This window comes from Streptosporangium sp. NPDC023963, from assembly GCF_040639135.1.
GTDB lineage: Bacteria > Actinomycetota > Actinomycetes > Streptosporangiales > Streptosporangiaceae > Streptosporangium.
The window spans coordinates 110389-132258 of the sequence record NZ_JBEZZK010000013.1; the positions used below are offsets into that span (position 1 = coordinate 110389).

A 21870-nucleotide genomic window follows, 5' to 3' on the forward strand; every position below is an offset into this window, starting at 1 on the left:
CGGCCGGCGGCTCAGGACGGCCGGCCGGGCGTCCGGGGCGCGGCGAGGGCGGTGTCGCGTTCGAGCCGGGCGAGGAAGTGGCCGAAGCCGTCCGGTGCCCGGGAGTCGCGGCGCGCCGAGGTCACCACGCTCACGCCGGTGGTACGCAGGACCCGCCTGCCGGCCGATTCCAGGGCCCGGACCAGGGCGCCGTCCTCGCCGGTCGGCAGCGCGCGGAACCCGCCGGCCGCCAGGTAGGCGGCGGCGGTGACGCCGAGGTTGGCGCCGTGCACGTGCGGATGCCATCGCGCGCCGCCGTTCCTCCCCGCGCCGGTCGCGTTCCCGCCGTTCGCCCTCGCCCCGGTCGCCCCGGTGCTGCCCGTCCCCGTTCCGGGGGCGTACTCCTCGGCGTAGACGGTCTGGCACCGCGGCGGGTAGCCGGACCAGTCGGTGACCGTCACGGTGCCGACGACGGCCTCCCATCCCTGGGCGGCGTGCCTGAGCTGGCGGCCGAGCCAGCAGGGCGGGACCAGGGTGTCGGCGTCGGTGGTGGCGACCCAGACGGTGGCGGGATCCAGGCCCCGGGTCCGCCGCAGGAGCGCCCGCGTGCCCGCCAGCCGCGCCTGTCCGACGTTGGTCATGGTGCCCTCGACGACGGTCGCCCCGGCCTGCGCGGCGAGGGACGCCGTACGGTCACCGCACGTGTCGGCGACGACGATCAGGTGGACCAGCACACCGGGGACCAGACGCCCGGCCAGGTTCACCGAGGCCAGGCAGGCGGGCAGCAGCTCCTCCTCGTCGCGGGCGGGCACCACGACTCCGACGGTCTGGATCACACAAGTCCTTCCGTCTCGGCCACGGAGGGAGCCGAGCGACCGCGCAGGTAGACCTCGGCGAGGAAGTCCGGTTCGCGGTGATCGACGAGGCGGGTCAGCTCGCCACGCCCGGCCAGGGCGCGATGCACCTCCTCGCCGCCGAGCGGGTACTCCGCGACGAGGTGCCTCCAGTGCACCGCGAGCAGGGTGCCCCCGGGGCTCAGAGAGGCGACCGCCAGGTCGAGCATCCGTTCCAGGTCCGCGTCGCCGAAGTAGTAGAGGACCTCCGACAGCACGATGAGGTCGAACCCTCCCTCCTGCTCGGGCCACTCGCCGGGCAGGACGAGCCGCCGCACCCGCGTCCCCGGGTACCCGGCGGTGCGTTCCGCGGCCGCCGCGACCGCGACGGAGGACAGGTCGCAGGCCAGCAGCCGGTCGCAGCGCGGGGCGAGCAGGGCGGTGAACACCCCGATGGAGCAGCCGGCCTCGAAGGCCTCGCGATAGCGGCGCGCGGGCAGCAGCGCGGCGCTGACGGCGTACTTGCGTTCCTCGTACCAGCGGGAGGTGAATCCCCACGGGTCGGAGGAGGCCGCGTACATGTCCTCGAAGTACTCCGCTCCGAGAGTCGCCGGATGAGTCGTCATCTGAATCCCTTCGGCGTGGAGATCCCCGCCCTCGGGCGTGGGAAGGAGGTCAACGGAAGAGCACCTCGTGGTCGCGGGTGAAGTGGGCGACGACGCCGGGAGGCAGCACCGCCTCCAGGCCGGCGCCGCGAGGCTCCAGCTGGCTGGCGAAACAGCCGATGGCCGCCCGCTTGCGGGCCAGGGCCGCCGGTGGCAGCGGGATCCGCAGCGCCCGGTCCCAGGGCAGCCGCGCGTCGCCCGGCCTGGCCCAGTGCCAGGCCCAGATCGGGTAGAAGTAGGGCCGCAGCCCCGCCGAGGCCGCGGCCCGGCCGGCGGCCTCGTGATCGGAGTGCACGTCCGCCTCCCACGGCGCCAGGCACACCTCGAACCCGGAGGCCGCCTGCCCCAGCTCCCGGGCGAGCTCGCCCTCGCGCTCGGCCAGCCCGGTGTCGGGCATGCCCAGCCGCACGATCTCGACGCCGCCGGCCCCCAGGGCCGCCAGCGCGGACTCGGTCTCCCCCACCCGCCGCGCCACCAGCGCCGGCACGTCGGTGATCCCCGGATGGGAGGCCTCGCCGTCGGTGACGGCGACCAGGCGCAGCCGTACGCCCGAGGCCGCCAGCAGCGACAGCAGCCCGCCGAGCCCCAGCACCTCGTCGTCGGGGTGGGCGGCGACCACCACCGCGCTGCGCCAGCCGCCGTAGGCGAGCGCCGGGAGGGTGCCGAGCCCCGGCCAGGCGCGCCACTCGGCCTCGGAGGTCCCCGGGGCGTCGATGGGGTTGGGGGCGGAATCGTCCCAGCCGTCCCAGCCGTCCCAGCCGATGCTGTCGGCGCTGCCGGCGCTGTCGGTGCTGCCGGCGCGTTCTGTACGTTCGGCGCTCACCAGCCGGCTCCCTGCTCGGCGACGATGGCCCCCAGCGCGGCGAGGTCGCGTTCGGCGTGATGCTGGCGCAGGTAGACCGTCAGGTCGGCGACCCGGCGTCCGTGCGCGGCGTCGTGGCCGAGCGGCCCGGCGCCCAGCGCCCTGCCCACCCGGCCCATGACGTCGGTGGCCACGGCCTCCACCAGCGCTTTGAGACGCAGGGACCGTACCCTTCCCGCGTTCTTGAGGTCGTGGGGGTCGGCGTCGATCTCGTCGGCCGCCTCCTCCAGGGCGGCCCTGGCGGTCCGCAGCGCCACGTCGATCGCGCCCAGGTGGGCCAGGGCGTGCGGGCCGACGTCGCGCTCGGCCGCGGCGGCCAGCAGTGTCTCGGCCACGCCTCTGGCCCCTCCGTACCAGCACGCGGCGACGCCCGCACCGCCCTGGTGGAAACCGGGCCTGTTCACGTATCCGTCCACCGGTCCCACCGGCTCGCCGGGAACCTCGTCGAAGCGGACGTCCAGGGTGTCACTGGCCGCCATCCCCGTCGCCGGCCAGCTGCCGGCCACCGGCCGCAGCCCTTCGACCGGCACGGCGAACAGCCGGGGGCCGTCCGGCGCCTCCGCGGTCACCAGGGCGTGGGTGCACACCCGCGCTCCCGAGCAGTACTGCTTGGTCCCGCTCAGCAGCCACCCTCCCGCCTCGGGGCGGGCCGAGAGGGACGGGCCGGGAGGTCGCGCCGCCCACACGCCCCACCGGCTGCCGGCCGCCGGAGCGGGACCGGCGAGCTCGGCGAGGATCGCGACGGCGTCGGCGTGCCCCTCGCACAGCCGCGCCAGCGACAGATCCCGCCGGGCCAGCGAGCTCAACGCCTCCCATCGCCGCCTGGTCTGTCCCGCGCCGGGCAGCGGAAGGTCCAGCCGCCCCGACTCCACCTCGGCGACGAACCCTCTTTCGACCTCACCGCGCCAGGCGGTGCCGTCCAGGGCATCCTGCCGTTCCCCGTCCATGGACGGGGCCTACCCCGCCGGAAGCATTCATATCATTCCCGACAAAAGGGTTAATTCCCTTCCTAATAAGATCTTCGCCCACGTTTGTATAAAACGAAATCCGTGCACCATTCGATGTTTTCGTTTACCTCCTTCGGCAAGTATTCGCGGCGATGAGAGGAGAGCCGATGTTACGAGGACTTACCACCGTCAGATTTCACGCCGCCGACCTGACCGCGGCCAAGGAGTGGTACACCGAACTGCTCGGTGTCGAGCCCTACTTCAACAAACCCGGGTATGTCGAGTTCCGGTTCGGCGACTACCAGCACGAGCTGGGCCTGCTCGACAGCGATTACGCGCGGGAACTCGCCGACGACGCGAAGACCGGCCCGGGCGGTGTCGTCACGTACTGGCACGTCGACGACGTGCCCGCCGCCCTCGACCGGCTGCTGTCGATGGGGGCCAAGGAACACGAGCCGCCCCGGGAGTTCGGCGACGGCTTCGTCGGCGCCTCGGTGATCGACCCCTTCGGGAACCTCCTCGGCATCATGTACAACCGCCACTACCTGGATGTTCTCCACTCGATCGGGAAGGCCTGACCTCCAGCCGGTCCCCCTCGGCCGGAGGGTTCAGCGGTGGGCCCCCAGGGCGGTGATCACCCAGTCGAAGGCGGGGATGACCGAGGGGGACGGCTCCCGGCCGTTGAGGACGCCCAGCAGCTCCCAGTAGCGCTCCACCTGGGCGTCGGCGAGCATCCTGAGCCGATCGCGCAGTTCGGCGCGCTCGGCCGGCGACAGCCGGGGCCCGATGATGCGGCCCAGGACGCGCCCGCCCTCGGCGGACTCCGGCGTGACACCGCCGGCCAGCGCCCGGCCCGCCCTCTCCAGCACCAGCCGTCGCAGGTCGAGCCCGGCGTCGATCCACGGGTCCGAGGAGCCGCTGAGCACGATCCGCCGCAGCCGCCGCCGGAAGTCCTGATCGGCGACGAGCTCGGCCAGCTCCACCCAGGCGTCGACCTGACCCGGCGCCGGATCGTCGGGCAGGTCCTCGGGCAGCTCCCGCATCCACCCGGCGACGATCGCGGCCTCGTCGTCTGCGCCGAGGTCGACTCCCGCGAAGACCTCGCCGACGAAGTCGTCGACGACCCGCTGCCGCTCCGCGGCGGACAGCTGGGCCAGTTTGTGCATCATCAATGTCTCCTCCGTCGTACTGTCGCGTCTGGCGATCGTGCGGAGCACGGCGCGGCGAAGTCTCAGGGTCCGGATCTCCGCGTCCAGTGCCAGGGCGTGTGTCCGTGCCACCTCGGCCACCGTGACTTGGCGATCCAGGATCTCCCGGATGTCCTCCAGGCCGATGCCGAGCTCGCGCAACGTCCTGACCAGGTCGAACCGGGCGACGGCCGCCGCGTCGTACAGGCGGAACCCGCCGTCGGAACGGCCGGTGGGCGGCACCACGCCGCTGTCGGACCAGAAGCGGATCGTGTGCACCGGCAGGCCGGTACGACGAGAGAGCCGGCCGATCGTGTAGAACTCCGCGCTGTCACTCACGAGACGAATCTGCACCCTCAAGTCACCTGAGAGTCAAGCCGCGGGCGTGACGGAGGCGGCGGAGGGCCGCGCGCCGGTCCCCCAGGGGGCACCCGCCTTCGCGGGGCGGGCGCGTGAGCTTCGCGGGGCGGGTGCGTGAGGCGACCCGGGGCAGGCCGCCTCACTCCCCCGCCCGCACCGCTCCCGGCGGCCCCCGCCGCGCCGGGCGACGCGTCACCGCGCTCCGGCCGTCCGGCGGGAGAGCAGGTCCCGAAGGGCCTTGGCGACGTCGGCGGGGGCCTCTTCCGCCATGAAGTGGCCGAAGGTGACGGGGACGTGCCGCAGATCGGGTGCCCAGGCGCTCCACAGCGCCGCCGCGTCGAAGCCGAGGGCGGACCCCCAGTCCTGCTGGAGCACGGTGACCGGCATCCGCAGCCGGTTGCCCGCCTCCCGGTCGGCCCGGTCGTGGTCGACGTCGACACCGGCGGAGGCGCGGTAGTCGGCCACGATCGAGGGCACCGCCGCGCGGCAGGCGTCCAGGTAGGCGGCGCGGACCTCGGCGGGGATCGCCCTCGGGTCCTTGGCCCAGATGTCCAGGAAATACCCGAAGAAGGCGTCGGAACTGGCGGCGATCATCTGCTCGGGCAGGCCCGGAGGCTGGGCCATCAGGTACAGGTGGAAGCCGACGGCGGCGGTGACGCCGTGCATCACCTCCCACATGTCCAGCGTGGGCAGCACGTCGAGACTGGCCAGGTGGGTGATCGTCCCGGGATGGTCGAGACCGGCGCGGACGGCGACCAGGGCGCCCCGGTCGTGCCCGGCCAGCGCGAAGCGCTCATGCCCCAGCGCGCGGGCCAGGGCGACGATGTCGGCGGCCATGGTGCGCTTGGCGTACGCGGTGCCGTCGGTCTCGGCCGGTTTGTCGCTGGCGCCGTAGCCGCGCAGGTCGGGGCAGATCACGGTGTGGTCGGCCGCCAGGTCGGCGGCGACGTGCCGCCACATCAGGTGGGTCTGGGGGAAACCGTGCAGCAGCACGATCGGAGTGCCCGTCCCCCCGACGGCCGCGTTCAGGGACACGCCGTCGGCGACGGGGACGCGCCGGTAGTCGAATCCGGTGATGACAGGCGCCATGGCCGCGCTCTTTTCAATAGGTGGTTGGACGCCTTCAGCCTGCCGGGCGTGAATGAGCATCCGATCAGCGCGCTACCGTGGCCAGGGGGGATGCCCCGGGAAGGGACGGGCCGAGGGGTGCGGGTCGTGTTCGGGGTGCTGGGGCCGGTGACGGCCTGGGACGCTGCCGGAGGCGTGATCGCCCTCAAGGGGCCCCGGCACCGCGAGGTGCTGGCCCGGCTGATCATCGCCCGCCGCCGCGTCGTCCCGATCACCGGCCTGGTCGAGGACCTGTGGGACGATCCGCCTCCCGGCGCGGTGGGCGCGGTGCGCACCTTCGTGGCCGCGCTGCGCCGCGCGCTGGAACCCGGGCGCCCGCCCCGGACCCCGGCCCGGCTGCTGGTCACCGAGGGCCCGGGGTACGCGCTGCGCGCCGAGCCGGGCGAGGTGGACGCCTGGCGCTTCGAACGCGCGGTGTCGGCCGCCGCGACGCTGCCGCCCCAGGACGGGCTCGCCCTGCTGGCCGAGGCGCTGGGGTGGTGGCGCGGGCCCGCCTACGCCGAGTTCGCCGACCGGACCTGGGCCCGCACGGAACGCGCCCGCCTGGCGGAGGTGCGGTTGCAGGCCGTCGAGCGCCAGGCCGAGCTCCGGCTGGCCCTCGGCCTGGCCGCCGAGGCGGTGCCGGACCTGGACGCGCACGTGACCGAGCACCCCTGGCGCGAGGACGCCTGGCGGCTGCTGGCGCTCGCGCTGTACCGAACCGGCCGCCAGGGCGACGCGCTCGCCGTGCTGCGCCGGGCACGGACGACGCTGGTCCAGCAGCTGGGGGTGGATCCGGGCCCGCCCCTGCGCCGCCTGGAGACCGACATCCTCCACCACGCCGGCCACCTCGACCTCGCGTCCGGGCCGGGCGGGGCGGCGGCCCGGGTGTGGGCGCAGACCGCCGCCGTCTACGACCGCACCGTGACCTCCGGCCCCCGGGCCCGGCTGGAGTCGACGATGGGCCTGCTGCGCAGCCTCGCGCTGACCGGGGGCGCCGGGCTGGAGGCGGCTCGCCGGCACCGCCTGGCGGCCATCGCCGCCGCCGAGGAACTGGACGACGTGGAACTGACCGCCCGGGTGATCGGCGCCTACGACGTCCCGGCGATCTGGACCCGTTCGGACGACCCCGAACAGGCGGCGCGTGTCGTGGCGGCGGCCGAACGCGCCCTGGCCGGCATCCCGCCCGGCGCGCACGAGGCGGTGCGTGCCGGCCTGCTGGCCACGGTCGCCGTGGAGTCGCGCGGCACCCGCTCGGCGCGCGGGCCCCAGGCCGCCCGCGAGGCCGAGGAGATCGCCCGCCGCCTGGACGATCCCGCGCTGCTGGCGTTCGCCCTCAACGGCGTGTTCATGCAGACCTTCCACCGCGCGGGCCTGGCTCCGCGCAGGGACGAGATCGGCGCCGAACTGGTCGCCCTGTCCGCCCGGCACGACCTGGTGGCCTTCCAGATCCTCGGGCATCTCATCCGCGTCCAGGCCCGTGGCGCGCTCGCCGACTTCACCGAGGCCGACCGGCACGCGGCGGCCGCGGACCGGCTGGCCGAGCGCCACGAGCGGCCGCTGGTGGGCGTGTTCACCCAGTGGTACCGGGCACTGCGGCTCGCCGCGGCCGAGCGGGCGCCCGCGGCCGAGATCGAGGCGGCCTACCGGGACGCCGCCGCGCGGCTGGACGGCGCCGGCATGCCCGGCCTGGAGGGCGGCCTGCTGCCGCTCGCGCTGCTGTGCCTGCGCCTGCGGCACGCGTCCCCCGTCCCCGCGGACGAGAGCACCGACTGGGGCCCCTACGAGCCATGGGCCCGTCCCCTGGTGCTGCTGTCCCGGGACCGGCCCGCCGAGGCCGCCGAGGCGCTGCGCGAGATCCCCGACCCGCCCCGCGACCTGATGTCCGAGGCCCTGTGGTGCCTCGTCGCGCGGGCCGCGATCGCCGTCGGCGACCGGGAGACGATGGAACGCGCGCGCGAGGAGCTCGCCCCGGCGGCGGCGGAGCTGGCCGGGGCGGGCAGCGGCCTGCTCACCCTGGGGCCGGTCTCCCGGCACCTCGGCGACCTCGCCGGCGCCCTCGCCCGCCACGACACCACGGCCCGCTCCCGCCGGGCGCGGTGACCCGGCCCTGCCGGCGACGGAGGCAGGGCCGGGCGCGCACCGCGCATCCGCCGCCCGGCGCCGGCGAGCCCGCCGCCCGCCTGCGAGGGAAGGAGTCAATCGCGCTTGGCGGGCAGCGGCGGCTTGGCGTCGGTCCAGCCCGTCCGCTGGTAGGCCGTGAAGCTGGTGGTCTTCGCGGTACGGCCGCCGGCGAGCTCGACCGCGGTCGTCGTCAGGCTCGCGAGCGGCAGGCCCGTCGCGGGGTCGATCACCCACGCGTGCTCCAGGGCGTTCTTCCGCATCGCTCCGGGAACCGCTTGATAGCCGAACGCCTCGCTCGTGCGGCCCAGCGGATCCTTCATCCTGCCCAGGGACCTCAACGTGGGCATGGTGGCCAGGATGCGGTAGGCGGAGGCGCGGACGGCGGGTGAGACGGGCAGGGTGAAAACGATCTGCATGCAGGAGATCCGCAGGGACGCCTCCAGCGATTCGGGGTCCTGAGGGGAGTCGCCGGCCTTGTCCCGGGCGGTGAGCCCGCCTTTCGCCAGGCGGTCTGGTCCTGCGGAGTGAGTGGCTTCGCGCCGAGGTATTGCGTGATCCACCAGCTCTGCGCCTCGGGGCGGTGCGCCAGCCATTGGTCCTTGGAGAAAAGCCGTCTGATGACGTAGCCGCGGTCCGGGGAGATCGCGTCCATGCCGGAAACCGTGCTGGTACGCCAGTACGCGCCCGACACGGGCGCCTTCGTGGCAGCGGCGGTGGCGGCGGACAGCAGCATCTGGCGGGCCGACGGCTGCGCGCCGGTCGAGGCCGTCGGCGAGGAGGCCGGCGAGGAGGTCGGCCGCCGCTCGTCCGGCGTTGTCACCGCGGTGACCACCAGAACCGTGGCGACCACGCTCGCCGCCGATGCCAGCCACGGGATCGGCCCGCGCAGCCACGTGGCGCGCGGCCTCATTAGGGGAACATGGTTCGTGCGGTTCTATTGGAACCGTCACCTCTCGGCCCGGTGGTGTACGGCCCGCGATCGGTCAGCCGCTGGACGGCTTGCGACAGTTCGCCGACACCGTCGGGACGAGGGCGTTGGACCGGCATCAGGGAATCGCCCCACGAGGGCCGCAGTAATGAGCTTCCGGCAGGCGCCCTCTCCGTGATCAGAGGTGCTGACTCCAACCGGAAGGACGCACAGTGCACACGGTGGGTTGGGACTGGGGCGGCCAGACGCACTCGGTGACGGTGCTCGACGCGCAGAGCGCGAAGGCCGCCCGTTGGACGCTCCCGCATACCGAGGCCGGGATCACCTCAACGCTGCGGCGCCTGGCCGACTACGGCGATCCTGCGGAGTTGAGGGTGGCGATCGAGACCAGCAAGGGCCTAGGTTCTGTCCGGGCGATCAAGAGGACGGGCTAATGCATCGCGGTCGTCAGGGCGGATTATCTCGGTTGCTGCGGATTTGCTGTGCTGTCACGATCTGCGCATGATTACTCCTGGCCCGATAGTCCCTGGTGGTGGCGGCTACCGTCACTCGTACGAGATCACCGCTCCTGCACGTCTGGTCCATGTCTCCGGACAGATTCCGGTGGCGCCGGACGGCAGCCTCCCAGACGGATTTGCCGCGCAGTGCCGGCAGGTCTGGGCCAACCTGGCGGCTGCGCTGGCTCATCACGGGATGGGCCTGTCCGACCTGGTCAAGGTGACCACGTTCCTGTCTGACAGGGCATATCGGGAGGAGAACTCCGCCATCCGGCACGAGGTACTCGGCGACCACGCTCCGGCTCTGACGGTCATCATCACAGGCATCTACGACGAAGCGTGGCTGTTGGAAGTCGAGGCTGTCGCTGCGCGGTAGATGCCGTAGTCGGTCATGAGCGAAGCCATAAGACGGTGGCTGCGACAGTGACGGGTGTTTGTTCACCGGCACCCGATGTCTGGTAATCAGCCCCGCTCGAAGCAGTGAAAGTGGTCGACGACGGAGAAGCCGCGGCGCTCGTACCAGTGTCGTGGCCAGTCCGCCGCATCCGCGGTCAGGAAGCGGGTACCGCAGTTTTTGTCGGCGGCCAGGCGCAAGGCGGTGGTCAGGACGGCATCGGCGTAACCGCGCCCGAGGTGGGCCTCCGAAGTGATCAAGTCCTCGATCTGAGCTATGCCGGTTGCCGGATCCAGATAAAGGTCAGCCCAGGAGACGATCTCGCCCTCCTCGGTGCGGGCACCAAGGAAGTGAACGATGTCGGCCCCGCGGCGGCGAGCCTCGCGCCGGTCGACGAGATGGCGGATGACCTCGTCGTCGACGTCTGGAAGGAGGCCCCGCCATCGCCGGGTGAGTGGGATACGTATCGCGTCGAGGTCCAGCTTCTCCGCGGCCCCGCTGGCCGGCGCCGGGCCCGCATGCAGCATGACCAGATAGGTGGAGTGGGTGTATCCATCCCGGATCAGTGGCTGTGCGCACGCCATTCCGACTTCGTCGTCAAGGACGGAGATCAGTCGGTGAGGCAGATGCCCTAGTGCCTCCTCCGCGATGGCGGGCAGCGCCTCGGAGGCAACGGTCGTGTCGATGATGACCTGGTTGTTCGCGCGGGAATGTGCGAAGGCGTCGTCATATACGGCGAACCCGCCCGGAAGGTCGACGCTGCGCGCGGCCTGGCGGCGGGCGAAGGCCGACAGGAAGGAATTGATCCGCTGTAGTTCTGAGTTTGGCATGGGGGGAGCTTAGGCAGTCGTGGACTTGCGCCGAACGGGTGACGGCCTCCATGGGCTCAGAACATCCCGGTCGCCTCGTTGTGGCTTTTGGCCTCACCTTGGCTGGACCCCCGACATGCTCGACGTGACCCGACGGACCATGACCGGCGAGCCAGGGACCTGCCGCTCCGCTCCGGCCGGGGCAACGAGTCAACGAGGAGAGCCGTACAGCCAGAGCCTGGCCTCGTCCCCCTGCGGGAGGACGATGTCCGCCGCCTGCTCTGCGGCGTCGAGCACGCGGTCCGCTCCGGCGGCGATGACGCCGGGCACGCGGAGCTCTACCTCGGCGTTCTCCTCGAGGGTCTGCGCCCTCCGCGTCGGTGGCGGCACGCCCGTCGATCCTCGCCGCGGCCGACGCCTCACTCGACGGGCGGACCGGCCTGGTCATCGGGCCCAGGGCCCGTCCCGTCCGCCCCTTCGCCCCCGCCGCCGACCCGCGGACGACCGAGGCCGTCCTGAGGCTCGGCCTCGTTGTAGTCCTGGGGAAATTTCCAACGGATTTGCCTGACCTGCACTGATGCAGGACGCTGGGATTGAAGGCTCAGTGCGTTTACGACGACAAGCCGGGGTTCGGGTACGGCGCGGGCGGCCGCCCGCTATGGACGGCGTGGGACCCGCTGAGGTCATCCGGGCGGTGTTGCGCAAGGCGGGACAGCGGGAGTTCAGTGAGCGCCACGCCTCCCTCGTCGTCGAGGGAGGCGGCGACGGAAGGCCGTTCCAGGTCGCCTGCGCCGACGACGACGAGGTGCCCGCGCAGGAGCTCGCCCGACACTCAGGCGCCCTGCTCAAGGCCGGCTATCGCGTCGAGCCCGACCCTGAAGATGATGAGGTGCTGCTGGTGCGGGAGGCTGTCTTATTCGCACCCGTGCCAGCGCGTGGGGTGGAGGTCAGCGGGGACGGCGGCGTAGTGCTCGGGGGTCAGGGCGGCGGCCAGATGGTTGGGGCCGGTGACGGCGGTCAGACGGGTGAGGGTCTCGGTGTAGCCGGCGCGGGTGGTAGCCGCAGTCAAGGAGTCGAGGAAGCGCTCGACGGCGGCCGCGGTCGTCGGGCCGGCCGTGCCTGGGGTGGTGGCCGAGTCGGGCTGACTAGGGAAGGCCACGACGGACACGGACGGCCTCTTTCGTCGATGTGACACATAACATTGCCAATTCGCTCCGACAGCCGGGAGCGGCGAGCTGGGCGTCCGCGGCCACGTCAGGGTCAGTGCGACAGATAATCCAAGTTCTGTGTCACAGATGTGCGGCGCCGTGGGCAGAGGCTAGGTGGTCGTTCGCAACCGGGCCTCGGCGGCCCAGTGGGGTGCGTTCCAGTGGTCGGCGATGGTGGCGGCCTGGGTGAAGTGGGCGGCGGCCTCGTCGGTGCGGCCGAGGAGGACGGCCAGCTCGCCGATGGTGTGGGCGACCGGGCGCAGCGCCAACGACAGGCTCGCGGCGCCCGCCGGGGGGCCGTTGCGGTGCGGAAGCAGCGTCGCGTAGATCTCCTCGGCGGCGTCGCGGTCGTTCAAGGCGACGATGGCTATCGCGCGCAACGTGGTGAGGAAGGTGAAGTAGAAGTCGGGGCGGATCGGACTGGGTGACGCGCGGACCTCGCGGGCTTCGGCGTCCAGGCCGTTGGCGTGGAGGGCGAGCGCGAGCAGGTCGGAGACCATGGGGCCGAGCGCGGCGTGGAGGGCGCGAACGTCGTCCAGGTGCGCACCGAGCGTGCCGTCGTTCAGCCAGATCGTGGCCAGGGCGAGTTGGAGAAAGCCTGTGTGCACCGATCCGGCGCGCCGCATGCCCTCGTCGGCCTTGATGTAGAGGAGTTCGGCGTCGGCGAATCGGCCTTCGATGAGCGCCAGGCTCGCCAGCGTGATCTCGGTGACGGCGATCGCCTCGGGTATTCGGTAGGTGCGCGCGAGTTCCAAGGCCTCGGTGGTCACCTGGTGCATGGTCACCGGGTCGTTGGCGGCGGCGGCGACGCCGGCATGGTTGAGCAGTCCGGTGACGCGGTAGACCGGCAGGTCGTGCTCGGTGCCGATCTCCACGAGCTCCCGGCAGAGCTCGGCGTCGCCGTGGACTCCGGCCAGGATCTGGAGTGCCGCGGCCCGCAGCCGGGGTTCGGTGGCGAGGTCGAGTGCCTCCTGCGCTGCCTCCAGAACGGTCGGGTCGTCCTCGCCGACCAGTTCGTGCGCGTACGCCGTCAGGAGCCGAGACCGCACTGAAGGGGTCAGTTCGCGCTTCAGCAGGCGGCTCAGGCGGTCGACGATGGGCCGGTCTACGGTGCCGTACGTACGGGCCTGCCAGGGGGTCGGTTCTGTCCACGCGGTGAATGCGGCGATCATCAGGTCGTCGCGGCCTAGGGACTCCGCGTACTCCACGGCTTCACGGCGTGTCTCGCGGGCGGCCGCGACGGCTCCCGCCCGGACCTGGGCGCGCAGCAGCCTGCCGAGCAATTCGACGCGTTCGTCCGGTCCGGTCGAGTTGGTGACGGCGTCGGTGAGGAGGCAGGCCGCCACGTCGTGGGCGTAACGGGCTTCGGCACGCTCGGCGGCCTGGACGCAGTAGCCGACGGCCTTCGGTGAGGCGGCGCGCGCGTAGTGATGGGCGAGCGCCGCGATGTCGTCGGTGCCTTCCAGGGCGTCGGCGATCCGGGCGTGCATCCGGGTGGCACGCAATCTGCTGACGTCGGCGATGAGCGTGTCCCTGACGAGGGCGTGGACGAAGCGGATGAGGCCTGGGCCGGGCTCGTCGAGGAGCCCGGCGATGATGCCCGCGTCCAAGGCGTCCATCACCCCGTCCTCGTCGGTGTCGGCGGCCTTGACGAGGACGTCCACTGGGCTTTCCCGGCCTGCGACTGCGGCGAGCCGGAGGATGGACACGCCGGCTTCGGGCAGGCGCGCGAGCCGTCGGCGCAGGACGTCCCGTACACCTTCGGGGACCTCGGAGAGGGCGATCAGTGCGCCTTCGCCGTTCAGCAGCCGGGCGCTTTCGCGCACGTAGAACGGGTTGCCGCCGGTGCGCTCGGCGATCCTTGCGATGGTCTCCTCGTCGGCCTCGCATTCGGCCCGTACGAGCTCGGCGACGGCCTCGTCGTTCAGCCCCGGCAGCGCTAGGCGCAGGGGCGTGGCGCGCGCGAGGGAGGCCAGCGTTTCGGTGAGGTGCCCGCTCTCGTCCGCGCGGTACGCGGCGACGACCAGGATCGGGGCCCGCATGCCGAAGCCGCCGCCGAGTAGTTCCAGCGTGGCGGCGTCCGCCCAGTGCAGGTCGTCCAGCACGACGGCGACCGGGCGTTGCGTGGCGACCGCCGCGAGCCACTTCCACACGGCTTGGCGCAGCCGGAACCGTCCGGCGGTGGCGTCGGCGTTCACCGGCCCGGTGTCGGTGAGCAGCGGCGCGAGGTCGTCCGCGAACTCGCCCGGGGACGTGGACGCGGCGACGGCTCTCAGCACTTCAGTCCAGGCCCACGCGGGCGGCGCGCTGTCGACCTCGGGGCATCGGCCGACGGCGACCAGCCACCCGTCACGTTCGAGCCGCCTGCCGAGGTGTTCCAGCAGCGTCGACTTGCCGAGCCCGGCCTCGCCGGTGACCAGGGCGATACGGGCTCCGTCTGTGGCAGCCCCGGTGGCGGCCGTGACCAGTGCCGAAAGCTGTGCCTCGCGTCCGACGAACGGCGCCGGGATGATCGGAGCCGCCCCCGGGAGAGGGGCCACCTGCGGCAGCGGGTCGGTCAGCGGGGGCACGGTCGCGCGTAGGACGTCTGTGCGCTGGGTGAGGATCGCCTCCTCCAACGTCGTCAGGTCCGGGCCGGGGTCGAGCCCGAGCTCCTCGGCGAAGATGCCGCGGGCGCGGCGGAGCGTCGCCAGCGCGTCGGCCTGGCGGCCGCTGCTCCACAGTGCCAAGGCGTGCAGCCGCCAGCCCTCCTCGCGCAGCGGCTCGTCACGGGTGAGCCGCTCGGCCTCGGGAACGACCGCGGCGGGGTCGCCGATGCGCAGACCCGCCGCGACGTGCAGCTCGGTGGCGACCAGGCGTAGCTCGTTCAGCCGGGCCGTCTCGGCGGCGGCCCACGGCTCGTCGGCGACCTCGGCGAACGCCGGTCCCTGCCACAGCCCCAGCGCCTCGGCGAGCCGAGCCTGGGCGACGCGCGGGTCGGTGACCGTACGGGCCTGGCCCAGCAGGCCCTCGAACCGCCACGCGTCCAACGCCGCCGGCGGCAGCCGCAGCGCGTAACCCGGCGCCGCGCTCACCAGCAGCCGGGCCGGCGTGCGCGGCGGGCGTCCGGGCTCCAGCAGCCGGCGCAGGTTGGACACATACGCCTGCAGGGACATCAGCGCCCGCGCGGGCGGCTCTCCGCGCCACAGATCCTCAATCATCCGGTCGACCGGCACGACCTGCCCACGCGCCGCCACCAGCAATGCCAGCACACCCCGCTGCCGCGGCCCGCCCAAGGGAACGGGCTCGCCGCCGACCTCGACCCCGAAAGAGCCCAGCACCCGGATGAAGACCATGATCCGCACATCTTACGTGGACGTTCCAAGTCGGCTCCAAATCCCCTCCAAACACCCAGGAGCAGCCTGAACACGTCGCAACCGATGAAGGGCGGGAACAGATGAGCGTCAACACCCGGGACATGGAGATCGTCCACCGCGTGCTCCGCCGTGAGTCACGGCTGCTGGTGGAGCTCGTGGCGGCCGTCACCCCGGGTGACACCGCTCGCGCCAAGGTGATCGCCGACCACTTCCGCGTCTACCGGCTGGGCCTGCACAACCATCACGAGGGCGAGGACGAGCTGCTGTGGCCGCCGCTCCTTTCCCGGGTGGACCTGGAGGCCGACATCGTCCTGCGCATGCAGGCCCAGCACGAACGCGTCGCGGTCACCCTGAGCAGGCTGGACGCCGCGCTCCCCGCCTGGGAGGCCACCGCGGGCGCCGACGAACGCGACACCCTGGCGGCCGCCCTCTGCGAGCACCGCGCGGTCCTACTGGAACACCTCGACGACGAGGAGGCCACCCTCCTCCCGCTCGTGGCCAAGCACATCACCCAACAGGAGTGGGCCTCCCTGGGCGACCACCTGGTGAACAACACGCCCAAGCTCACCCTGTTCACGCTCTTCGGCGCCGTCCTGGAGGACGCGAACCCGGCCGAGCGCGCCATCGTCCTCGGCGGCCTGCCCGCCCCGGTCCGCGTCATCTGGCATGTCATCGGCCGCCCCCGCTACGCCCGCCACATCCGCCGTGTCCGCGGCTGAACCCTGCCCGTCCGTACATACAAGGAGAACGACCATGTCGCTGAAGAAGCTCAACACCGTCCTGGCCGCCGTCGTGGTCCTGTTCACCCTCTACCTCGGGTTGTCCTTCGTCCTGCCCCTCGGGACGACCTTCCCGGGCCTGGCGAACTGGCCCTCTGACGACAGCGGCTTCTCCATCGTGAAGGGCAGCCGCGAACTCGCGATGGGCCTGGTCATGGGCATCCTCATGGTGACGGGCCACCGCCGCGCCCTGGGCTGGGTCCTGGTGATGATGGCCGTCGCCCCGTTCGGGGACATGGTCAACGTCCTGGCCCACGGCGGCTCCATGGTCGCCGCGTTCGCCATCCACGGCCTGACCGCGGCGCTGATCGCGGTCACCGGCCTGCTGATCCTCCGCGAGACGAGCAATGTCCAGGAGGCCGCCGCGCAGCCCGCCTGACTTCTGCACACCCCGAAAGAACTCGAAAAGGAGACGACAATGACGATCAACGATCTGCGCGGTGTCCTCAAGGGGCGCGTGCTCCTGCCCGGTGACGACGGTTTTGAACAGGCGGCCACCGCATGGAATCTGACCGTCAGGCAGCCGGTGGCGGCCGTGGCGGAGGCCGCGGATGCCGATGACGTGGCGGCGCTCGTGCGTTACGCGCGGCGGGTGGGTATGACGGTGACCGCGCAGCCGAGCGGGCATGGCGCCTCCGGTGATGTGGAAGGCCTGATCCTGTTGCGTACCGGAACGCTGAACAAGGTGGAGGTCCGCGCGGGGGAGCGCGTGGTCCGGGTGGGCGCGGGCGCGAAGTGGGGGCAAGTGCTGGCGGCGGCCGGTCCGCTGGGTCTGACCGGACTGTCCGGCAGCGCGCCGGGGGTCAGCGTGACCGGCTACACCCTGGGCGGCGGGGTCGGCTGGTTCAGCCGCAAGTACGGCTTCGCCTCCGACAGCGTGCGGGCCATCGACATCGTCGACGCCGATGGCGAGCCGGGCCGGGTGAGCGCCGAGTCCGATCCCGAGCTGTTCTGGGCGCTGCGCGGCGGTGGCGGGGACTTCGCGGTGGTGACCGCCCTCGAACTCGAGCTGTATCCCGCGCCAGACCTGTACGGCGGGCGCGTGATCTGGCCGGAGCACCGCACCAGGCAGGTGTACGACGCGTTCCTGGAGATCACCGCCGAGGCGCCGCGTGAACTCAGTGTCTGGATCAACCGGCTCCAGCCCCCCGGCGCGCCGCCGATGGTGACGCTGGATCTGGCCTACCTGGGTGAGGCGGCTCGGGGGGAGGACCTGCTGGCACGCCTCGACAAGATCGAGGGCGCGATCTCCGACAGCCGCGGCGTCGTCCCGGTTGCCGACCTGGGCGCCATCGCCGCCGAGCCCACCGATCCGGCCCCATCCATCACTCGTGCGGAGTTGCTCACCGGCCTGGACGCGGACGCGGTGGAGCTCCTGCTGGCCAAGCCGGTCCAACCGCTCATCAACGTGCAGATCAGGCACCTGGGCGGGGCGCTCACCGAGCCGGGCGGCGGGACCGGTGCGAGCGGCGCGGTGGCTGAGCCGTACCTACTCGGCCTGCTGGGTCTCGGCCTGCCGCACGCGGCCGATGCGACGCGCGCCAAGCAGGCCGAGGTCGTGGCGGACCTGGAGGCCTACCTCAGCGGCCGCAAGCCGTACACCCTGCTGTCCCCCGGCGACACGGCCGCGCAGTCCTTCTCCGGCAGCACGCTCACCCGGCTGCGGGAGATCAAGCGGGCCCGTGACCCGCACAACGTGTTCCGCGCCAACTACCCGGTGCTCGGATAGATCGGTTCCCAGCAGGTCACGGCCCCTCCGCCCACCGGGGTGGCGGGGCCGCACCGAACCCGCGTGACAGATGTCGCCGCGAGCACTGTGAAGGGCACACCCCCACAGGAAGGTCTCGCACAATGAGAGGTATCCGATGCACCGTGGCGATCAGCAGATCCGCCGGCGCATCGGTGACCTCCCGCTCCACCAACAGCGCGGCCAGCAACGTCACCGCGGACGCCTGCGAACTGCGCGCACGGCGCCGCAGATGCGACGGTGACTCGACCGCAGCCCGCGCCCGCCAGGACACCAGCACCTTCGGTGCCACGTCCGCGAACAGGTTCCCGGGTAGCCCCGATCGCGCGGATCGCGGTCAGCTTGTCGATCTCACGCAGCATCGACTCCAGACCGATGTTGCCCGGCATCGCCTTGATCAGCGCCAGCACCGAATCGCCCGTCCGCAGTGACCGGGCCCCGCACGAGGCTGGGCGGGGGACATCGGCGCGGTGCGCAGGCCAGGCGCCGGGAAGCGGCGATCACATCAGAGCCATCTCCGTAGCCACCGGACGCAGTGGCCGCCAGCCGCCGCCATCCAGCTTGGCCGGTTCTGCCTCGACGTCGACATTGATCACGCCGAAGAAGTTGATGTTCTCGCTGTGCGCCGGGGAGATGTGGGCCAGCAACTCGTCGGAAACGTCCCGGCCGGCTACCCGTAGTTGCCGCACGGCGAGCGAGTAGTACTCGGTCGTCCAGGTGATGACAGAGTTGGTCAAAACGGTCAAACACCATGCCTGGTCGGTTTGGTCGGCCAGGGCTGGCTTGGTAACAGCGCCCTGCTGGGCGTAGTGCAGGTCGCGGCGCAGCGCGTGCAGGCTCTCGCCCTTGTTCAGTTGGCGGGCGATCTTCCGGCGATAGGCCGGGTCCGACAGATACTTCGCCGCATGCAGCGGCGTACGGCGCAACATGCCCCACTCCTTCAAAGCCGCGGCCAGGGTGTTCTGCCGGGACGCGGCCGACCACTTGCCCACCACCAGCGAGGCGGTCGCCTGGCCGTACTTCAGCGACCCGGCCATCCGCAGCAGGTCCGGCCAGCACTCGGTGATGAGCTCTTCGTTCCAGCGGGCGCTCAGCAGCGGGCCGGCGTGCGGATAGCGCTTAACCGTTTCCGTGGGCGTCTCATCCCGAATGAGAGTGATCTTGCCGAGGTCACGGATGCGTGGGGAGAGCAGCTTGCCCACCAGATCGAACAGGGCGAAGTTGATCAAGGTGACGCCGTGGGTATCGGTCGCGTGTTCGAACAGGGGCAGGTCAGTGGCGTTGCCCAGGAAGTCGTCCAGCACGAAGTGTGCTTCGCGCGCGTTCGGGACGATGATCTTGGTGCCGAAGGTGGAGTGCTGGTCGGACACGTGCGTGTAGCTGGACAGCACCTGGCCGCCATGAATGGTCATGTCCCGGGCGGTGGTGGATTTGCCGCGAACGGGGAAGCGCTGCCCGTCGGAGGAGGACATGGTGCCGCCGCCGAAGACCTGCGACAGGTTCAGCCCGTGATGGTGGTTGACGATGCAGGTGTTGGCCTCGCGCAGCGTCTCCTCCCGCACGTACCACTCCTGCGTCCAGCGCAGCACGTCGTACGGGATGCCGCAGGCCTCCGACATCCTGGCCAACCCCAGATTCGTGGCGTTGGCGATCAAGACGCTGAGGATGTTGCGCTTGAGATCGACCGAGCGGGATTGCTTGCGGCCGCCGGCGTGGGTGAAGCAGTCCAGGAACCCGGTGCGCACGTCCAACTCGATCAGCAGCGAGGCGATCGGCGCGAACGGCAGCATCCCGGCCAGCTCGACCTTCAGCTCCTTGGCCTCGCCCGGCACGTCCTCGGCCGACAGCGGCGGGATCACCAGCTTGTCGTCCTCATCGAGCCGGACCGCGCCGGTGTCGTCCGGCAGCGCCTGGGCCAGCGTGGCATCCAGGTCGGCCAGCGCGGCGTGCAGTTCTTCCTTGCCCTGTTCGATCGCCTCGGCCGCGTCGCTCGGCTTGCCGACCAGCTTGCAGAAGTCGGCCCGGCGCGGTGCCCACTGCTCGGGCGTGTACAGGTAGGTGGCCGGGTCGGCGTAGCGGCGCGAGCCCGGCACGAACACGTCCCCCGAGCGCAGCCCGTCCCGCAGCGCCAGCACGACACAGAGCTCCCAATAGTGGCGGTAGGCGGTCTCGTCGCCGTCCTTGCGCGCCTTGGCCAGGTATTCGGCGTACCTGGCCGGCACGAACGAGGCCGGGGCGGCCTCGGGCACCTTGCGGGCGCCGCTCTTGTTCAGCCGCTTCACGATGGCCACCGCCTTCCGTCAACTCCGCGCTGCCGGTCCCGCCCTTGAAGTCGATCGCCGCCAGCACCAGCGGGGTGAACTGGCGCAGGTAGGTGTAGGAGGCGTGCAGCGCCGACAACCGGCCATGATCGCGGGGCAGCTTCTTGATCAGCCAGGTCAGCCGGGTCATCTTCAGCCCGGCGTCATACACCAGCAACCGGTCCAGATCCGCGCGTAGCTGGCCGGTCAGCAGGTGCGCCACCTTCTCCCAGGTCAGCGCGGTGGCGCTGGTCCGGGCGGTGGCCACCATCTTGGCCAGCGTGGTCACGCCCGGCCGGATCGTCTTGGCCGCCATCAGGTACTCGCGTGCCAGGTTGGACAGTAGCGTGGGCGAGTCGTGTTCCATCGCCCGAGCCAGCAGGAACTGCTCCAGCTCCTTTATCACCGTGCTCTCAGCCGGGGCGCTCTTCCACCCCAGATAGCCGGACACCAACCGCAGATGATCGCTGCGTGTCTGCTCCCGCTGGCCGTACTCGGCGAGAACGGTCGGATCCACGCCCAGGCGCTCGGCCAGCCGCGCCACCGCCACCGGAGGCGCCGAGCTCACCTCATCCGGCACGAACCCCAGCCAGGGCAAAGTGGCGAGCTGGACAGCAAGCCCGAGGCGATCTCCAGCACCCCGGCCACGACCCGGATCGATGAAGGCGATGTCGGCGGGCGTCAGGGTGAAGTACCTGATCAGATCGTCCCGGCCGATGTCCGGGAACGAGCGCAACCGCTCCAGCTGATCGTCGGAGAACATCCGGGTCGACATCGACCAGCCCCGCACCGCACCGGTCAGGACCGCACGAACCGTAGCGGAAGTGATCAACAATCGGAACAGGCCCGCATCAGTACAGGTCAAGCGAATCCGTTGGAAATTTCCCCAGGACTACAACGAGGCCGGCTCAGCCGGCGGCCGGCCCCGCTCGCTCCGCCCGCCGTCGCGATCGCCTGAGGCGAACCGCCGCCGTCCGGCGCGCCGGTCGCGGTCAGCGCGCGCCGGCCGCCCGCACCTCCTTCTTGCGCGCCCGGTAGGCCGCTGCCTTGATCTTGTTGCCGCAGGACTCCATGCCGCACCACTCCCGGCGCCCGCCGCGCGACCGATCGATGAAGATCTTGGTGCACTCGGGGTTGGCGCACTCCTTCATCAGCGGCATCTCCGGCCCGCTGAGCAGCTCGATGGCGTGCCGGGCGACGGTGGACAGCGCCTGTGCCGGGGTCGCCTCGACCCACCGCCCCCCGGCTGTGAGCTGGGGCGTCGCCGGGGGCTTGCGAGCCGTCTCGTTCACCAGGGCGAGCGCCTGGTCGTCGTATCCGTCACCGGCCAGCCGGGAGGTGACCAGCCCGTAGAGGGCCTCCCGCAGCGCCACCGCCCGGACCAGGTCCGCTTCCGTGCAGGGAGATACGACGTCGACGACGCCGGACTCCACGTACCAGGCGTCGAGCCGGTCCGGGGCGTCGAGCGTCTCCACGTGCGCCGTGCGGCGCGCGCGAACCGTGCAGGCGAAGTCGAGCGCGGGATTGCCGCACAGAAAGACATGATTCACATCACCAGTTTGACAGGTGACTCTCGGCCGTGCAATGTTCGTCACCATTTGAGCAGGTGACGAATCGGGAGAGGGTGCGGCGGGGTACGACCACGTGGTGGCGGGGGGGCGGGCGGCGGGCCGGCGGCCCATGCCCTCCCCCGGTCCGCGGTCTTCTCCCGGTGGTTCGGGCAGGTCGCCGCGCGACGCGCGAAAGCCGTCTCCCCCGCTGCCGGGGGGGGGCGGCTTTCCGCTCGGC

At 71.8% G+C, this 21870-nt stretch carries 22 protein-coding genes and 1 pseudogene; 9 read left to right on the plus strand and 14 right to left on the minus strand.

The annotated features are described in order from the left end of the window. Positions 1-11: 11 nt before the first annotated feature. Genes AB0F88_RS31465 through AB0F88_RS31480 form a run of 4 tightly spaced genes read right to left on the minus strand, consistent with a single transcriptional unit; the run spans position 12 to position 3286 of the window. Positions 12-815, minus strand: a complete 804-nt coding sequence (locus AB0F88_RS31465; protein ID WP_362692237.1) for a glycosyltransferase — start codon at positions 813-815, stop codon at positions 12-14. After that, positions 812-1438 (minus strand): methyltransferase, encoded by a 627-nt coding sequence (locus tag AB0F88_RS31470; RefSeq protein WP_362692240.1) that lies wholly within the window; start codon positions 1436-1438, stop codon positions 812-814. Before AB0F88_RS31470 ends, AB0F88_RS31465 begins: the two co-directional genes overlap by 4 nt. 49 nt (positions 1439-1487) lie before the next feature. Next, entirely contained in the window at positions 1488-2300 is an 813-nt protein-coding gene (locus AB0F88_RS31475; protein ID WP_362692243.1) for a PIG-L family deacetylase, read from the minus strand. Next, positions 2297-3286, minus strand: coding sequence for an acyl-CoA dehydrogenase (locus AB0F88_RS31480; RefSeq protein WP_362692246.1), 990 nt, complete (start codon positions 3284-3286; stop codon positions 2297-2299). Before AB0F88_RS31480 ends, AB0F88_RS31475 begins: the two co-directional genes overlap by 4 nt. 167 nt (positions 3287-3453) lie before the next feature. Between AB0F88_RS31480 and AB0F88_RS31485 the strand changes: the two genes are divergently transcribed. After that, entirely contained in the window at positions 3454-3864 is a 411-nt protein-coding gene (locus tag AB0F88_RS31485) for a VOC family protein (protein ID WP_362692249.1), read from the plus strand. Positions 3865-3894: 30 nt separating this feature from the next. Here the strand turns inward: AB0F88_RS31485 and AB0F88_RS31490 are convergent, their stop codons facing one another. Together AB0F88_RS31490 and AB0F88_RS31495 are read right to left on the minus strand one after the other, a co-directional pair. Beyond that, positions 3895-4812, minus strand: a complete 918-nt coding sequence (locus AB0F88_RS31490; protein WP_362692252.1) for a MerR family transcriptional regulator — start codon at positions 4810-4812, stop codon at positions 3895-3897. Positions 4813-5025: 213 nt separating this feature from the next. After that, positions 5026-5922: an alpha/beta hydrolase gene (locus tag AB0F88_RS31495; protein ID WP_362692255.1), complete on the minus strand. Its 897-nt coding sequence runs from the start codon at positions 5920-5922 to the stop codon at positions 5026-5028. Between the two features lie 90 nt (positions 5923-6012). Here AB0F88_RS31495 and AB0F88_RS31500 point away from each other — a divergent pair, with 90 nt between their 5' ends. Then, on the plus strand, positions 6013-8043 hold the full coding sequence (locus AB0F88_RS31500) for a BTAD domain-containing putative transcriptional regulator (protein WP_362692698.1): 2031 nt from the start codon (positions 6013-6015) through the stop codon (positions 8041-8043). A gap of 95 nt (positions 8044-8138) precedes the next feature. Here AB0F88_RS31500 and AB0F88_RS31505 read toward each other — a convergent pair whose 3' ends face one another. Next, entirely contained in the window at positions 8139-8480 is a 342-nt protein-coding gene (locus AB0F88_RS31505) for a hypothetical protein (protein ID WP_362692258.1), read from the minus strand. 234 nt (positions 8481-8714) lie between these two features. On the opposite strand from AB0F88_RS31505, the gene AB0F88_RS31510 reads away from it, so the two are divergent. From AB0F88_RS31510 to AB0F88_RS31520, 3 genes are all read left to right on the plus strand, one after another. Beyond that, positions 8715-9170, plus strand: a complete 456-nt coding sequence (locus AB0F88_RS31510) for a hypothetical protein (RefSeq protein ID WP_362692261.1) — start codon at positions 8715-8717, stop codon at positions 9168-9170. Between the two features lie 34 nt (positions 9171-9204). Next, the gene (locus AB0F88_RS31515) at positions 9205-9426 is read left to right on the plus strand and encodes a hypothetical protein (RefSeq protein ID WP_362692264.1); all 222 of its coding nucleotides are present in this window, start codon (positions 9205-9207) and stop codon (positions 9424-9426) included. A gap of 67 nt (positions 9427-9493) precedes the next feature. After that, positions 9494-9865, plus strand: a complete 372-nt coding sequence (locus AB0F88_RS31520) for a RidA family protein (protein ID WP_362692267.1) — start codon at positions 9494-9496, stop codon at positions 9863-9865. An 86-nt stretch (positions 9866-9951) separates the two neighbouring features. Here the strand turns inward: AB0F88_RS31520 and AB0F88_RS31525 are convergent, their stop codons facing one another. From AB0F88_RS31525 to AB0F88_RS31540, 4 genes are all read right to left on the minus strand, one after another. Further along, positions 9952-10713 carry a GNAT family N-acetyltransferase gene (locus tag AB0F88_RS31525; RefSeq protein ID WP_362692270.1) on the minus strand — a complete coding sequence of 254 codons (762 nt, stop codon included), beginning with the start codon at positions 10711-10713 and terminating at the stop codon, positions 9952-9954. A 189-nt stretch (positions 10714-10902) separates the two neighbouring features. Beyond that, entirely contained in the window at positions 10903-11082 is a 180-nt protein-coding gene (locus AB0F88_RS31530; RefSeq protein ID WP_362692273.1) for a hypothetical protein, read from the minus strand. 523 nt (positions 11083-11605) lie between these two features. Next, positions 11606-11860 carry a hypothetical protein gene (locus tag AB0F88_RS31535; protein WP_362692276.1) on the minus strand — a complete coding sequence of 85 codons (255 nt, stop codon included), beginning with the start codon at positions 11858-11860 and terminating at the stop codon, positions 11606-11608. 150 nt (positions 11861-12010) lie between these two features. Beyond that, complete coding sequence (locus AB0F88_RS31540) at positions 12011-15235, minus strand: BTAD domain-containing putative transcriptional regulator (RefSeq protein WP_362692279.1); 3225 nt, start codon at positions 15233-15235, stop codon at positions 12011-12013. A 101-nt stretch (positions 15236-15336) separates the two neighbouring features. Here AB0F88_RS31540 and AB0F88_RS31545 point away from each other — a divergent pair, with 101 nt between their 5' ends. The 4 genes from AB0F88_RS31545 to AB0F88_RS31560 all read left to right on the plus strand — a co-directional run bounded on the left by AB0F88_RS31545 (position 15337) and on the right by AB0F88_RS31560 (position 18213). Next, complete coding sequence (locus tag AB0F88_RS31545; protein WP_362692282.1) at positions 15337-15975, plus strand: hemerythrin domain-containing protein; 639 nt, start codon at positions 15337-15339, stop codon at positions 15973-15975. Between the two features lie 34 nt (positions 15976-16009). Beyond that, entirely contained in the window at positions 16010-16414 is a 405-nt protein-coding gene (locus tag AB0F88_RS31550) for a DUF4267 domain-containing protein (protein WP_362692285.1), read from the plus strand. 39 nt (positions 16415-16453) lie between these two features. Then, a complete protein-coding gene (locus AB0F88_RS31555; RefSeq protein WP_362692287.1) occupies positions 16454-17764 on the plus strand; it encodes an FAD-binding oxidoreductase in 1311 nt (436 codons plus the stop codon). A 143-nt stretch (positions 17765-17907) separates the two neighbouring features. After that, entirely contained in the window at positions 17908-18213 is a 306-nt protein-coding gene (locus AB0F88_RS31560; RefSeq protein WP_362692290.1) for a hypothetical protein, read from the plus strand. Between the two features lie 69 nt (positions 18214-18282). On the opposite strand, the gene AB0F88_RS31565 is transcribed toward AB0F88_RS31560, so the two are convergent. From AB0F88_RS31565 to AB0F88_RS31575, 3 genes and pseudogenes are all read right to left on the minus strand, one after another. Then, a complete protein-coding gene (locus AB0F88_RS31565) occupies positions 18283-20073 on the minus strand; it encodes a Tn3 family transposase (protein WP_362692293.1) in 1791 nt (596 codons plus the stop codon). 277 nt (positions 20074-20350) lie between these two features. Further along, positions 20351-20857 (minus strand): annotated as a pseudogene (locus AB0F88_RS31570) (DUF4158 domain-containing protein); the annotation flags it as partial. Positions 20858-21074: 217 nt separating this feature from the next. After that, the gene (locus tag AB0F88_RS31575; RefSeq protein WP_362692296.1) at positions 21075-21632 is read right to left on the minus strand and encodes a CGNR zinc finger domain-containing protein; all 558 of its coding nucleotides are present in this window, start codon (positions 21630-21632) and stop codon (positions 21075-21077) included. Between the last annotated feature and the right edge of the window lie 238 nt (positions 21633-21870).

Coding starts and splice junctions, on each gene's coding strand:
- AB0F88_RS31550 (WP_362692285.1), top strand. CDS start 16,010: ATGTCGCTGAAGAAGCTCAACACCGTCCTGGCCGCCGTCGTGGTCCTG.
- AB0F88_RS31540 (WP_362692279.1), bottom strand. CDS start 15,235: ATGGTCTTCATCCGGGTGCTGGGCTCTTTCGGGGTCGAGGTCGGCGGC.
- AB0F88_RS31480 (WP_362692246.1), bottom strand. CDS start 3,286: ATGGACGGGGAACGGCAGGATGCCCTGGACGGCACCGCCTGGCGCGGT.
- AB0F88_RS31525 (WP_362692270.1), bottom strand. CDS start 10,713: ATGCCAAACTCAGAACTACAGCGGATCAATTCCTTCCTGTCGGCCTTC.
- AB0F88_RS31495 (WP_362692255.1), bottom strand. CDS start 5,922: ATGGCGCCTGTCATCACCGGATTCGACTACCGGCGCGTCCCCGTCGCC.
- AB0F88_RS31485 (WP_362692249.1), top strand. CDS start 3,454: ATGTTACGAGGACTTACCACCGTCAGATTTCACGCCGCCGACCTGACC.
- AB0F88_RS31510 (WP_362692261.1), top strand. CDS start 8,715: ATGCCGGAAACCGTGCTGGTACGCCAGTACGCGCCCGACACGGGCGCC.
- AB0F88_RS31505 (WP_362692258.1), bottom strand. CDS start 8,480: ATGCAGATCGTTTTCACCCTGCCCGTCTCACCCGCCGTCCGCGCCTCC.
- AB0F88_RS31520 (WP_362692267.1), top strand. CDS start 9,494: ATGATTACTCCTGGCCCGATAGTCCCTGGTGGTGGCGGCTACCGTCAC.
- AB0F88_RS31555 (WP_362692287.1), top strand. CDS start 16,454: ATGACGATCAACGATCTGCGCGGTGTCCTCAAGGGGCGCGTGCTCCTG.
- AB0F88_RS31470 (WP_362692240.1), bottom strand. CDS start 1,438: ATGACGACTCATCCGGCGACTCTCGGAGCGGAGTACTTCGAGGACATG.
- AB0F88_RS31545 (WP_362692282.1), top strand. CDS start 15,337: ATGAGCGTCAACACCCGGGACATGGAGATCGTCCACCGCGTGCTCCGC.
- AB0F88_RS31500 (WP_362692698.1), top strand. CDS start 6,013: ATGCCCCGGGAAGGGACGGGCCGAGGGGTGCGGGTCGTGTTCGGGGTG.